Annotated in this window: 9 protein-coding genes and 2 pseudogenes; 7 read left to right on the top strand and 4 right to left on the bottom strand. The window is 71.7% G+C overall.

Going from position 1 to position 13,738, the window contains the following annotated elements:
* Positions 1-440 precede the first annotated feature (440 nt).
* The 3 genes and pseudogenes from ACFWR9_RS17025 to ACFWR9_RS17015 form a co-directional block, all read left to right on the top strand.
* Positions 441-827: an MmpS family transport accessory protein gene (locus ACFWR9_RS17025; RefSeq protein ID WP_383842204.1), complete on the top strand. Its 387-nt coding sequence runs from the start codon at positions 441-443 to the stop codon at positions 825-827.
* A 31-nt stretch (positions 828-858) separates the two neighbouring features.
* The gene (locus ACFWR9_RS17020) at positions 859-2,340 is read left to right on the top strand and encodes an N-acetylmuramoyl-L-alanine amidase (protein ID WP_383842201.1); all 1,482 of its coding nucleotides are present in this window, start codon (positions 859-861) and stop codon (positions 2,338-2,340) included.
* Positions 2,341-2,859: 519 nt separating this feature from the next.
* Positions 2,860-3,089: pseudogene (locus tag ACFWR9_RS17015) on the top strand (CrcB family protein); the annotation flags it as partial.
* Between the two features lie 488 nt (positions 3,090-3,577).
* On the opposite strand, the gene ACFWR9_RS17010 reads toward ACFWR9_RS17015, so the two are convergent.
* Together ACFWR9_RS17010 and ACFWR9_RS17005 are read right to left on the bottom strand one after the other, a co-directional pair.
* Positions 3,578-4,240, bottom strand: coding sequence for a response regulator (locus tag ACFWR9_RS17010; RefSeq protein ID WP_383842198.1), 663 nt, complete (start codon positions 4,238-4,240; stop codon positions 3,578-3,580).
* Complete coding sequence (locus ACFWR9_RS17005; protein ID WP_383842195.1) at positions 4,237-5,364, bottom strand: sensor histidine kinase; 1,128 nt, start codon at positions 5,362-5,364, stop codon at positions 4,237-4,239. Before ACFWR9_RS17005 ends, ACFWR9_RS17010 begins: the two co-directional genes overlap by 4 nt.
* Before the next feature lie 218 nt (positions 5,365-5,582).
* Between ACFWR9_RS17005 and ACFWR9_RS17000 the strand changes: the two genes are divergently transcribed.
* The 4 genes and pseudogenes from ACFWR9_RS17000 to ACFWR9_RS16985 form a co-directional block, all read left to right on the top strand.
* Positions 5,583-5,978, top strand: coding sequence for a DUF6223 family protein (locus tag ACFWR9_RS17000; protein ID WP_383842192.1), 396 nt, complete (start codon positions 5,583-5,585; stop codon positions 5,976-5,978).
* A gap of 158 nt (positions 5,979-6,136) precedes the next feature.
* Entirely contained in the window at positions 6,137-8,905 is a 2,769-nt protein-coding gene (locus tag ACFWR9_RS16995) for a SpoIIE family protein phosphatase (RefSeq protein ID WP_383842189.1), read from the top strand.
* 157 nt (positions 8,906-9,062) lie between these two features.
* Positions 9,063-10,304 carry an MFS transporter gene (locus ACFWR9_RS16990; protein WP_383842186.1) on the top strand — a complete coding sequence of 414 codons (1,242 nt, stop codon included), beginning with the start codon at positions 9,063-9,065 and terminating at the stop codon, positions 10,302-10,304.
* Positions 10,305-11,212: 908 nt separating this feature from the next.
* A pseudogene (locus tag ACFWR9_RS16985) lies at positions 11,213-11,401 on the top strand (DUF4396 domain-containing protein); the annotation flags it as partial.
* A gap of 89 nt (positions 11,402-11,490) precedes the next feature.
* Here ACFWR9_RS16985 and ACFWR9_RS16980 read toward each other — a convergent pair.
* On the bottom strand, positions 11,491-11,931 hold the full coding sequence (locus ACFWR9_RS16980) for a four-helix bundle copper-binding protein (protein WP_383842183.1): 441 nt from the start codon (positions 11,929-11,931) through the stop codon (positions 11,491-11,493).
* Positions 11,928-12,935, bottom strand: coding sequence for a copper resistance protein CopC (locus ACFWR9_RS16975; RefSeq protein ID WP_383842432.1), 1,008 nt, complete (start codon positions 12,933-12,935; stop codon positions 11,928-11,930). Before ACFWR9_RS16975 ends, ACFWR9_RS16980 begins: the two co-directional genes overlap by 4 nt.
* Positions 12,936-13,738 lie beyond the last annotated feature (803 nt).

The following is a 13,738-nucleotide window of genomic DNA, read 5'->3' as shown; positions in this document are numbered from 1 at the left end:
GCGAGCAGCCGAAAGGCCAGTTCACGGGCGCGGCAGCGGATTATTGACCACGTGAGTGACACCCCGTCAAGCCCATGGACATTGTGGGCAACCCGACCCTGAAAGGCGCTCACTTCACCCCTTTTGTCCCGTCGTTCGCGCGGTTCTCTCCGCGTGGTGTATAACCGCCCGGTTCGACCACAGAATCGATTCGACCCACCGAAAGCCGGGACTCGGTCATGCCATCCAAGGAATCCACGGAGAGCCCAGAGCCGGAGGAAATGTCCGTCGAGACGCTTCATACGGAAGCCGCAGACGCGGACCCCGCGGATGCGGAACCTGCGGCTGCGGAACCTGCGGCTGCGGAACCTGCGGCTGCGGAAACGACGAACACGGAAACGGCAGACACCGGGACGGCGAACAAGAGCCCGGAAAAGGGCACCGGCGACAGCCGGGCCGGGGTGGCGATCGCCGCCGTCCTGCTGCTCGCCTGCGGCGGCCTCGTCGGCTACGGCGTGCTCGACACGGAGGAGAAGCCGAAGGCACCCACCGTGCCGACCGCCGCCGTGACGTACGAGGTCACGGGCGAGGGCCCGGTCGAGATCTCGTACCTCGGCCGCGACGAGGACGGCAAGGTGACGGTCGTCCGGGACGCCGAACTGCCGTGGAAGCAGACCGTCCAGGTGCCGCTGGGCAAGGCCCCGACCGTGGCCATCGTCCTCGGCGAGAAGGGCGGACAGGCGGCCTGCACGCTCGCGATCCGCGGCAAGCACGTCCAAAGGGCTACGGCCATGAGCGAATTCGGGCGCGCCACCTGCGCGGGCGAACTGCCCGCCACCGACAACTGATCATCACACAGCAGCTTCACGAGGGATGGGCATGAGTCCGAGAGGGACCCGCGCGCGGCGGGCAAGCACGTCGAAGCGGACCATCTGGCTGGCGGCGGGAGCCGTGGTCCTGGCCGGCACCGGTGTGACGGCCGTGACCGTCACGGGCGGCTCCGGGGACACCGGGACCGGTGACAGCTCCCGACCAGCAAAGGCGCACACGCTGGCGCTGGCGGGCAAGGACGCGAAGAAGCGCGAACTGCCCCGCACTGAGACGCAGCTGTTCTCACTCGTCGGCGTCTCATGGGAGGACAGCGCCGACGACTTCGAGGGCACCGCGCAGATACGCACCCGCAGCGCGGACGACGGCGCCTGGACCGACTGGCGCGATCTCGACTTCGGCATCCGGGCCCCGGAGACGAGGGAGGGCGACGCCTCAGGCGTCCGCGGCGCCTCGGAGCCGCTGTGGGTGGGGCCGTCGGACGCCGTCGAAGCACGAGTCGTGGCCGGCGGCAAGGAGACCGCGGTGCCGGACGCGCTGCGGCTCGACATGATCGACCCGGGCGGGACGAAGGGCGGCAAGGGGAACGGAAAGGGCAAGCCGTCCGCCAAGCCAGAGAAGACGGACACCGCCGCACCGAGCCCCACGGTCCCCGGCGAGGACACCGCGCCGAGCACCGCGCCCGAACCGACCGGAATCCCCACGGAGTCGGCCGTGGCCCCGGCCACCGAACAGCCGGCCTCGCCCACGCCCCCGGTCCCCTCCGAGACGGCGACACAGGATCCGCCGGAGCCGACCGCCGAGCCGAGCGCTCCCGCCCCGAGCCAGGAGCCGACCGCCGAACCCAGCACCGCCCCGACCGCCGAACCCACGACACCGGCGCCCTCCGAGACGGCCACACAGGATCCGCCGGAGCCGACCGCCCCTGCCGAACCAACGATCGTCAGCCGGGCCGGCTGGGGTGCGGACGAGTCGCTCGTCGCGGACCCGCCCTCCTACCTGGACAAGGTCGACGCGGTCTTCGTCCACCACACCGCCGGCACGAACGACTACGACTGCGCCGAGTCGCCGGCCATCATCCGGGCCATCCTCACGTACCACGTGAAGACCAACGGCTGGAACGACCTCGGCTACAACTTCTTCGTCGACAAGTGCGGCACGGTCTTCGAGGGCCGCGCGGGCGGCGTCGACAAGCCCGTCCGCGGAGCCCACACCTACGGCTTCAACGGCTACTCGTCCGGCGTCTCGCTCCTCGGCGACTACGAGAACGGCGGTACGCCGACGGCTGCGGCCAAGCAGGCGATCGCCGACATCTCCGCGTGGAAGCTCGGCTTGCACGGCGTCGACCCGGAGGCGAAGGTGACGCTCACCGCCGCGGGTGACACCGGCGTCTGGAACACCGGCGACAAGGCCACGCTCAACACGATTTCCGGTCACCGCGACGGCTACGCCACGCTCTGCCCAGGTGCCACGCTCTACTCGGCACTGCCGGAGATCCGCCGCACGGCGGGCGCGTCGATGTACCCGCGCTGATCCCGCACGGCCGACAGCCGCCTTCCGCCGCGGTGGCGGGGGCGGCCTTCTTCCTTCCCGGTTTCGCGGCGCCTGTCTTGCGGACTGTATGCACGTCGTGGCGTGGGGTTGGCAGGGCGTTCTTGCGGCCTGGTGGCTGTCGGGGTCCGGGGCGGGAGGATTTCGGTGATTCGGCGGGCACACGGCCTGGTGGATCGTTGCTCCTTCTGCCCGGCCCCCTGTTCCGCCAACCATTCACAGCGGGGCTCCGGAGGCCGTGGCCGGCCAGGCTGGACGACGCTGCCGGTTCACCTGGTGAGCGGCGGGCAGCCCGGATGGGTGGCCGAGCTGCGGTGGCCTCCGCCGTACCCGAAAGCGCGGTGCCGCTGCCGCCAATGGTCCCTGCTCGTGACCACGCGCGCCCACGAACTCCGGGCGCCGCCACACGAGTAGGAGAGGTGAGCCCATGTCAGCCTCCGACCCTCATACGGCCGGCGCCTCTGTCGCCGGACCGTCTGTGCCTGCCCGCGGCCCAGCGCGCTGCTGCCCGGGCAGGGGCCGGTCTTGGCCGTGGTGGCGGCCGGCGGGGCGCTCGGGGCTTGCGCCCGCTACGGGCCGAACTGCTGTGGCTCACCGCGCCGGACGCGTTCCCCTGGACGACGCTGGGCATCAACGTGGCCGGCTGCGCGGTGACAGGCGTGTTCATGGTGGCCGTCACCGAGGTGCGGGCCGCCCACCGGCTGGTACGCCCGTTCTTCGGCACCGGTGTCTGGGCGGCTGACGCTGCTCGCGGCGCTGGGCGCGGTGTGGTGTGCGACGGCCGCGACCCGCGGCGCTGGGGGCGGCGTTCGCCGGCACCGCCCTCGCCCACACCATGTGGGCCTGATACCGATCCCGGCGCCGATCATCGACCCCAAGCCGATCACGACGGCGTCGGACACCCCCAGTCGCCGATTCCGTTCGTCCGGCGTGCCGGTGGCGGTCGGTGGCTTGCTCATGGCTCACTTCTCGGCGGCAGGGCCGCGCACCCCACGGAAGTCGATATCGGAGGACGATGCGTGACCCTCTCGGGCGGCTTCGGAGGGGCGTGCCTACGGGGCGACGGCTCAGCTTGCGGCTCGCCCCGCACGTCGCCCCTGCCAACCCTGGCCGATCTCGCCGTCGCTGTCGGCATCCCTGCGTACGGCCGTCGAACCCGGCTCGGGCTTCGACACCGCTCCGCTGCTGCCAGGCAGGCTGCGTGCGGCGACCGGCGACGTCAGCGGTTGGGCGGGGTGACCAGGCCGGATTCGTAGGCGAGGACCACGAGCTGGGCACGGTCGCGGGCGTGGAGCTTGGTCATGGCCCGGTTGATGTGCGTTTTCGCGGTCAGCGGGCTGATCGCCATGTGCTCGGCGATCTGGCCGTTGGACAGGCCCCGCGCGACCAGGGCGACGGCCTCGCGTTCGCGGGCGGTCAGCTCGTCCAGCCCCGACCCGGCGGCAGCGTGGGGAGGCTGGGTGAGGTACCGGTTGATCAGTTTGCGGGTGAGGGAGGGCGCGAGGAGGGCGTCGCCGCGGGCGGCGACGCGTACGGCGTGCAGGAGGTCTTCCGGCAGGATGTCCTTGACAAGGAATCCGGCGGCTCCGGCGCGCAGGGCGTGGAAGACGTACTCATCCATGCCGTAGTTGGTCAGGATGACGACGTGCACCGCGGCCAGCGCCGGATCCGCGGCGATGCGCCGGGTTGCCTCGATGCCGTCGATGGCCGGCATCTGGATGTCGATGAGTGCGATGTCGGGGAGGTGCCTCCGGGCGAGGGCCAGGCCCTCTTGTCCGTCGCCGGCCTCGGCCACCACCTCGATGTCGTCCTCGAGGTCGAGGAGCGCGCGGAATCCGCTGCGGATGAGCGGTTGGTCGTCGACCAGCAGGACACGGATCATGACGTCTGGTCCATGGGGAGTTCGGCCTGGACGGTGAAGCCGCGCTCGCTGCGCGGTTCGGCCCGCAGCCGGCCGCCGAGGGCGGTGACGCGTTCGCGCATCCCGAGAAGCCCGACGCCGGGCACCGGCGCGGTGCCCGGCCTGGCTGTGCCGTCGTCATCGACTCGGACGACCAGGGCATCGGGCCGGTAGTCGATCCGGACCGACGCGGTAGCGGCGGCGGCGTGCCGGGCGATGTTGGTGAGCGACTCCTGGACGACCCGGTAGGCGGTCCGGCTCACCGCCGCCGGTACGTCGTGCCGCTGCCCTTCGATCGTCAGCGTCGCCTCCAGGCCGGTTCGGCCGGCCCGCTCCACCAGCTCCGGGACGTGGTCGAGCCCGTGCGGCGGGGTGGTGTCGTCGTCGCGCAGTGCCTCCAGGGTGGCGCGCAGCTCCCGGGTCGCCTCACGCCCGGCCTCCTGGATCGCGAGGAGCGCGTGCGGTACCTGTTCGCCGCGCCGGCGAGCGACGTGGACGGCGACTTCGGACTGCACCTTGACGATCGAGATCTGGTGAGTGAGTGAATCGTGCAACTCCCGTGCGATGCGCAGGCGTTCCTCATCAGCGCGGCGTCGCGCGGTCTCCTCCCGGGTGCGCTCGGCCTCGTCCGCCCGCCACTCGGCCTGCCGCAGAGCCTCCCCGGCGGCGCCGGCGGCGACCAGCCAGGCCAGCTCGAGGGCGCCGCGGGACTGCGCGTACGCCTCGCCCATGTCGTGGAGGGAGGCGAGGGCCGCGAGCGGGAGAGCGGCGAGCATGGCCACGCTCGCCGCCAGCGTGATGATGCGGTGGCCGGCCCGCATGGCGGCGTACACCGCGAACAGGTACGCGACGACAGGCACGTCGAAACCGGCTGCCTGATAGCCCACCGCGCACAGCCCGGTCACGGCCAGCACGGCAACCGGAGCCCGCCGGCCGGCGGCCAGTGCAAGACCGCCGCCGGCCAGCAGCGCGTAGCCGAGCAGCAGGTCGAGGTTCGTGGCGGAGCGCTGCCCCGACAGCCCGGCAACCAGCAGCGCCGCCGCCACGCCGACGGCGACCGCCCAGTCTCTGGCACCGGCCGGAACACCGAACCGTCCCTTGTCCATGCGCGCACCCTAGCCAGATGCCGCGACGAGCGAGTCCCGCTCACGGACGAACGCTCTTCTACTGCGCCCGCAGTACCCACGCAGCGCCTGCGGCATCCGCGGCAGCTGGTTGCGCCGCCGGCGGCAGCGCGAAGTGCCTGCGCCTGCGGGACGACCAGCGGCGGGTCAGGCGCACATGCTCAGGCCACACCCCGTCGTAGGAGAAGCAGGAGCACCTCATGTCAGTCCCCTTCGTGCTTGCCGCACCGGCCACCGTGCACGCCTCCGTCCAGCCGGCTGCCGCCGGCGTTCTCGACATGAGCGCCGGTCGGCTCGGTGCCACCACAGCCGCTCTGGTGGCGCTGGCCGGCGTGATCATCGGCGGGTGGGCACTGGCCCGCTACGCCGGCCGGACCAGCACCGGCCCCGGGCGGCGCGGGGCCATCGTGGCCTTGGTCGCGGGGCCCATCGCCATGGCACTCGGAGGGCTGGTCGTGGCCACCTCCAACGGTGGGCTCGGAACCGGCAACGGACTGGGCGGAGCACTCGTGGCCCTGGTGGTGGGGCTGACCGCCACGATCCTCGGCGGGCTGGCTCTGGGCCGCACCCGCCACCCCGCAGACTCCCGCCGCTGAGCCCGGACCGCAGCCAAGCCCTGATCAGGTGCTGTCTCCCCTGATGTCGGATCTTCCTGCGCTCAGTGCGCTGCGACCGCCTCACACGCCCTGAGCACCCGAGCGGGACGCTTCCGTATCGTCATGAACGGCCACCGCCCTGGTGATACAAATAGGATATGTACGGGCATTTGGGTCGGCCTGCGGACCCGTCGTCCCAAGCATCCCGGGGGCACTCCCGGCGCTCCATCCTCGGGGTGCGCAGTGTCGCCGGTCAGGTGCTGCTGCTGCAGCTGGTGGTCGTCGTACTGCTGATCGTCGCCGCCGTCGTGACGCTGGTGCTCGAGGCCCGCGGCGAGAACACGCGGGAGGCCCGGGACCGGTCGTTGGCCGTCGCCGAGACGTTCGCGCACGCTCCTGGGACGGCGGCGGCCATGACGGGCGCCGAACCCAGCGAGGCGCTGCAGCCGCGTGCCGAGGAGATCCGGCAGGAGACCGGCGTGGATCTCATCGTCGCGTACTCCCCGGACGGGATCCGCTACACGCACCCCGACCCGGACCTCATCGGAGAGCCCGTCCTCGGCAGCGGCGAGGTACCGAAGCAGCCCATAACGGAGGTCGAGGAGACCACCGAGGGGCTCTCCGTGCTCTCGCTGGTCCCCGTCACCACGGCCGACAGCAGGGCTGTCGGTACCGTGGGGGTCGGGATCACCGTCGAAAGCGTGAGCACCGTGGTCAACCGCCAGCTCCCGGCCCTGCTGGGGGGCGCGGCCGTGGTGCTCGCGCTGGGCGCGGTCGGCTCGGCGCTGGTGGGCAGGCGGCTGCGGCGGCAGACGCACAATCTGGATCCCGCCGAGATGGCCCGGATGTATGAGCACCATGACGCGGTCCTGCACGCGGCCCGGGAGGGCGTGCTCATCGTGGGGGAGGACGGCCGGCTGCTGCTGGCCAACGACGAGACGCGGCGGCTGCTGCGGCTGCCCGCGGAGGCGGAGGGGCGCGGCATTACCGAGCTGGGCCTGGACGAGGGCCTCGTCGCGCTGCTGACCTCCGGCCGCAGTCCCACCGACGAGCTCCACGCGTCCGGGGATCGGCTGCTGGCCGTCAGTGTGCGGCCGACCAGCCCTTACGGCGGTCTGGGCAGCGTGGCGACGCTGCGGGACACCACCGAGCTGGAGGCGCTCGCCGTCCGGGCCGAGGCGGCGCGGACACGGCTGAGGCTGTTGTACGACGCCAGTGTACGGATCGGCACCACCCTCGACGTGGTGCGCACCGCCGCGGAGCTGACGGAGGCGGCTGTCCCCCGGTTCGCCGACTTCGCCAGCGTCGATCTGCTGGAGCCCGTACTGCGCGGCGAGGAGCCGGTAGGGTTGGACATGCGCAGGATCGCCCTCAGCGGCATCCGGGACGGCCACCCCCTCTATCCGCTCGGCCGGCTGATCAGCCTCGCACCCAACACCGCGCAGGCGTTCGGCTTCGCGAGCGGCCGGACGGTGCTGGAGGCGGAGCTGCCCGCGTACTCCGGATGGCAGGAGCAGGACCCGGCTCTGGCGGAGGTGATCGTCGGCTATGGCATCCACTCCCTGATCACCGTGCCGATCCGGGCCCGGGGCATCATCCTCGGCATGGCCTCCTTCTGGCGCTCGGAGAAGCCCGAGCCCTTCGACGAGGAGGATGTCTCCCTCATCGAGGAGTTGGTCACCCTCGCGGCGGTGAGCATCGACAACGCCCGCCGCTTCACCCGGGAGCACACCACGGCCGTCACGCTGCAGCACAGTCTGCTGCCCAGCGGCCTGCCGGAGCAGGACGCCCTGGAGGTCGCACACCGCTATCTGCCCGCCAAAGCGGTCGGCGGCGACTGGTTCGACGTCATTCCCCTGCCGGGAGCCAGGGTCGCCCTGGTGGTCGGCGATGTGACCGGCCACGGTCTGCAGGCCGTGGCCACGATGGGCCGGCTGCGCACCGGCATCCACAATTTCGCCGCCCTGGACATGGCGCCCGACGAGCTGCTGGCCGGCCTGGACGATCTGGTCATCCGGAGCGACGAGAACCAGCCCGCGGTCGGTGACAGCGCGCCGATCACCGGGGCCACCTGTCTGTACGCGGTGTACGACGCGGTCACCGGCCGCTGCACCGTGGCCCGGGCCGGTCACCCCGGCCCTGGTGTGATCCGTCCCGACGGCACCGTGGACTTCCCCGAGATTCCCGCCGGCCCGCCACTGGGCCTGGGCGGGCTGCCCTTCGAAACCGCGGAGCTGCAACTGTCCGAGGGGAGCAGTCTGGTTCTTTTCACCGACGGTCTCATCGCCGGCCCGGACCAGGACATCGACGCCGGCCTTGACCGGTTGCGCGACGCGTTGTCCGGCGTGGGGCCGGAGGGGGCGGAACGGAGCCCGGAGGCGACCTGTGAGGCGGTGGTCGCCGGCATGCCGCCCGCCGCCCGCAGCGACGACATCGCGCTGCTGGTGGCCCGCACCCGGCTGCTGGATCCGGGCCGGGTCGCCCAGTGGGACGTACCGAAGGATCCGGCGGAGGTCGGCCGGGTACGCGCCTCGTGCGCCCGGCAGTTGGAGGAGTGGGGACTCGACGCGGTGATGTTCACCACTGAGCTCATCCTCAGCGAGCTGATCACCAACGCCGTCCGGTACGGCTCCGAGCCCATCCGGGTACGGCTGTTGCACGATCGCAGCCTGATCTGCGAGGTGGCCGACGGCAGCAGCACCTCACCGCATCTGCGACGGGCGGCCACGACGGACGAGGGCGGGCGTGGACTTTTCCTGATCGCCCACATGGCCAAGCGGTGGGGGACGCGGCACACCTCCGACGGCAAGATCATCTGGGCCGAGCAGGTCCTGCACCCCGGTGCGGCGGACGACGCGGACGGCGTCGGGAAGCCGGCCCCGGGGGACGCGCTGCCGGGCCTGTGGGACGACGTACCGGCTCTGTGAGAGTTCTCCGGGCCTGCCGTCCTGCCCGGGAAAGTATGCTGACCGGCATGGCGCAGAGGGGCACAGACCTTTCGAAAGCTGACCTTTCGAAACGCGCGCAGGGTACTTCCCCACGCATACCGCCCGGCAGGGCAGCCGTCCTACCGGAAGCAGGCACGTGACGAGCACCGCCCCCGACACCACCGGCATACCCCCCGCCGTCGCCCCGGCACAGCGCCGCATCCTGCGAGTCCTGGTCGCTTCCCAGGTCCTCAGCGGTGCCGGTCTGGCCGCCGGTATCACCGTCGGTGCGCTGCTGGCCCAGGACATGCTCGGCTCCACCGGGCTTGCCGGTCTGCCCAGTGCCCTGTTCACCGCCGGTTCCGCGCTCGCCGCCGTCGCCGTCGGCCGCATCTCCCAGGCCCGTGGCCGCCGCCCCGGACTGGCCGCCGGATACCTCACCGGCGCGATCGGCAGCGCCGGCGTCATCACCGCCGCCGCCACCGACAACGCCGTACTGCTGTTCCTCGCGTTGTTCGTCTACGGCGCGGGAACCGCCACCAACCTCCAGGCCCGCTACGCCGGAGCCGACCTCGCCCCCTCCGACCGCCGCGGCCGGGCCGTGTCCACCGTCCTGGTCGCCACCACCCTCGGCGGCGTCGCCGGACCCAACCTCGCCGCCCCCACCGGCGACCTCGCCGATGGCCTCGGCATCCCCAGCCTGGCCGGGCCGTTCCTGCTCTCCGGTGCCGCCTACGCCCTCGCGGCCCTCGTCCTCGCCCTCTGGCTGCGTCCCGACCCGCTGCTGCTGGCCCGTACCCTCGCCGCCGAGGTACAGCCCACGGGCGGCACGGCCACCACGCCGGCACCAGACGGCGGAGTGGTCCTGGGTGCGCTGGTGATGATCCTCACCCAGCTCGTCATGGTCGCGATCATGACGATGACGCCGATCCACATGCACGACCACGGGCATGGCACCGCCGCCTCCGGCCTGGTCATCGCGATCCACGTCGCCGCCATGTACCTGCCCTCGCCCCTGACCGGCTGGCTCATCGACCGGTGTGGGCGCCTCAGGGTCGCGGCGGCCTCCGGTGTCACCCTGCTGGCCGCGGGTCTCCTCGCGGCCATGTCGCCGGCCGGGTCCGTTGCCCTGCTCGCCCTGTCGCTCGCCCTGCTCGGGCTGGGCTGGAACCTCGGCCTCGTCTCCGGCACCGCGATCATCACCGACACCGTGCCCCTGGCCAACCGAGCCAGGACGCAGGGCCTGGTCGACGTCTCCATCGCCGTCGCCGGGGCCGCCGGCGGTCTCGCCTCCGGCATCGTCGTCGGCGCCGCGAGCTACCCCGTCCTCGCCCTGACCGGCGGCATCCTCGCCCTGGCCGTGCTGCCCGCCATCGCCGTGACGGCGCATCGCAGCTGAGTGCCGAGCCGCTCACAGTGTCACCGCCGCCGTCGCCAAGGTCGCCGAGGACGGCGGCTGTGCAGATGGGTCCGGAGGACGGGGAGGGCGCCGGCCGGGTGGCCGTTTGCCTCGGCCCGGGGAACGCGGACTTCGTGGTGCTCAAACCGGGCGAGAGCTGAACGCGGTGGCCCCCGCCCGTGTTCGCGTCACCGAAAGCACCGTCCTGACCCTGCCGTTGCCAGTGGGGCCGCGTACGGCCTGTGCATGGTTGACCGGAACTCTGCTGCGCCGCCGGCAGCCGACGTGCCCTCCGTGTGCGACTTCGGGACCTGGGAGCCCGTCCTGCGGCTGCTGCGGGACGGCGGTGCCACGGGACGGGCTGCTCGTGTGACGGGACGCTTCGGGCGGAACAGTTGGAGTCTGCCCCCGCGGCGGAGCGTGCCGCCGCCCGGTCGTGCCGACCGGGTCGAGGACATACGGGACGAGATCGAGGTGGTGACACGGGTACGGGGGGCGCTCGTGGACGCCGGCGTCGACAACATTTCGTTCACGGCGAAGATCTCGCCGACCGGGAAGACCATGCTCCGCCGCTTGGACCGAGGCCGCCGTGGAGTCCGGCATCGGCAACGCGCACCTGGGGGCGCTCAAACTGGTCGAGGGCGCAGTTCCCCAGCCCTGGCGGTGTTCTCCCGATCCGGTGCCCGGGGCGTGCCGGCCCCGACGGCGGATCCGGAACTGTTGGAGCGGACGCTCCGCGCACGGCTGCCCGATGCCGTCGGCGCGACGGCCCCTCACTGCCTAGCCCGGTACCCGCGCCGATCCCTTGGAGATCAGCGACCTGGCAGGCCGCCACCCTGACACCGCGCACCGAGCCGCCCGGCGGAGGCGGACCCGATCTGGTCCAGCACGAAGACCGGCACGGGCACGTAATGGAATCGGTCGACAACGGCATCATCGCGCTGACGCCGGGAGCGATGGACGCGCACCTGTCGGACGGGCTGTTCTGGTACGCGCTGCTCGGCGGCTTCGCCGTGGCGTTCGTGATCACCACGCCGGTCAACAAGTGGATGATCGGCCGCGGCAAGGGCCACGCCGTCGTCCACGCCTACCACTGACCCGCACCGCCGCTGCAACGCCGGGCGGCCCCCAGAAGACCTGGGAGCCGCCCGGCATTGTGCTGCCTGGGTGTGGTGCTGCCGTTGTCTCAGCCCAGGCCGGCGAGCAGTTCGTTGCACGCCTGCTCGCAGCGCCGACACGCATCGGCGCAGACCCTGCCGTGCTCGTGCATGTCGGCGTGCGCGGCGCACTCGTCGGTGCACGCCTTGCAGACGGTGGCGCACGCCTGCGGGACGGCCCGCGTGATGTTGGCGTCGTAGCCCGTGTGCCGGGACAGGACCGACGGGGTGGCGTCGCAGACGTCGGCGCAGTCCATGTCGGTACGGATGCACTTGGTCAGGACGCCGACCATGGGTACGGCCCCGGGCGCCGAGCCGGAGAGCCCCAGCCCCAGCCCCAGCGAGAGCCCCAGTGACAGCGCGGCCCCGAGCCCGACCCCGTCGGCCACCGAGTCGGACATCGCAGCCGCAGGCTCCGACACCGACGCGAAAGCCAGTGAGGAGGACGGCAGCTCGACGGGTCTGATCATCGGAGGGATCGTCGTGGCACTGCTCGCCCTGGATGGCGGCGCGTGGTGGCTGTTGAAGCGACGCTCCGCCCCGTCGCCGAGCTGATCCTGGGTTGTCGTGTCTCTGGGGCGGCGGCTTGATGGTCATGTTCTTGCTGACCGTGGCCTGGTCGATGTCGGTGAGGCGCACGGTGACACGCACGGTCCAGGTGCCGCGGTAGGGAAGCCGCATGCGGTCGGCGGACCAGTAGCCTCCTCGGTCTACGAGCCTCGCGTCCAGCGGGCCGATCTCCTGGGCCTGTTGCGTGAGCGTGAGACGGAGTTCGGGCACCGCGGTGACGCCTCCGTCCGACCCGTACACCAGGGCCTCCACCGTGTCGCAGCGTGGTGAGCGCCAGAACCACGGCACCGAGGACGGCCTCGGCGAGGACCGATCGGCGCAGACCTCGCCGGTTGCCGGACCCGAACGGGGAGCCGGGCGGGCGGGGCCGCCGGCCGGACGGCTCGCAGCCGACGTCCGGCGGCATCGTCCGTGACCTCACCCGTGTATCGGCCCATGGAGGCGCCAACGCCCGCGCCCTGCGTGACGCGTACCGCTGGGGCGCGACTGCCGACACGGAATCCGGCACTCCCTCGTGCACAAGCTGGGCAGTCACTGCCGGGAGAAGGAAGCCACGGTCAGCACGGACAGTACGGCGATGGCCTTGAGGGCGAGGAGCTGAGCTCCGTCGCCACCGGGGCGGCGACGGAGGGACGGCCGACAGAGAAGGTGAACGCTCCCGAGATCGGGTGACTTTCGGAGGAGCTGACCTGTCCAAGGTCGACTCGCCGACTCTTCGGGTACAGGACGCGCAGGGAACCGTCGCCAGGCTGACGTCTTCGTTGAAGGTGAGGGTGATCTGTCCCGGGGCGGTTTTGAGAACGGAGACGTCGGCCGGGTCGGACCTGGTCAGGGGACGGGGCCGCGGGGCCCATGCCTCGCATCTGCTGGATGGCGCCGCCGAGCTTGGAGCGGAACTGCTCAAGCACCTTGGGTTTCGCGGCGACCACCCAGCGCGTACCGACGAGATACCTGCCTCCGTACATGGCGGCGGTCTCCAGCCAGCTCTGCTGGTACTTCTCCTCGGGGAAGGTGGTGATGATGTAGTCGCCCAGCTTCGTGTGGCAGAGCCCCTCGCGCAGTTCGTCCGCTTCGACGCGGATATTGGCCTTGCAGCCGGTCAGGCCGGCGATCACCTCGACCTTCGCGGGCGCCACCACGCCGACGGCGGGAGCGGCGGACATCTTCGACGGGACACTGTTCGCCGAACGCCCGTCCTCACCGCCGCCGCAAGCCGTGGCCAGCAGAACCATGGTGGAAGCGAGTACAACGTCCCGTGCCCGGCGGACTGTTGTCAGGTCGCGGACGGCACGTCCTTCCTGCGGTCGTTCTGACTGCTCGGGTTGCTGGGGCACGCGCCGCCTCTCCGTATCCGGTCTCCTTCTGTCCGCACCAGCGGCCAGGGGTGCGGCTACGACAGGGGATACGGACTGACAGCGGTGGATGTTCAACGTGCCGGTCACCGCGGGCCCTGACCGCGGAGCGAGCCGGCCACAACTGCGTGCCGTGCGTGTTGTGCCGCCAGGATTCACCCGATGCGGTGATCGTTGGCAACGGGAGATGTCCGTAGGGTCGTGGGCCTTGGATGCCTGCGGTCCCAGGCGGCGCGGAGATTCTCAAGGCTCGGATCGATGCCTAATGGGAGCTACGGAACCGGGGAATGCTCGGTTCCGTAGCCGCCAGCAGGTGAGCACTTTCGACGCCGGAGCCTTCGAGTTCTGCGGTCAG

Source organism: Streptomyces sp. NPDC058534 (genome assembly GCF_042717365.1).
In the GTDB taxonomy this organism is placed as follows: Bacteria; Actinomycetota; Actinomycetes; order Streptomycetales; family Streptomycetaceae; genus Streptomyces.
The sequence above is the reverse complement of the archived record's forward strand: the minus strand, read 5'-3'. Positions and strand labels throughout refer to the sequence as shown.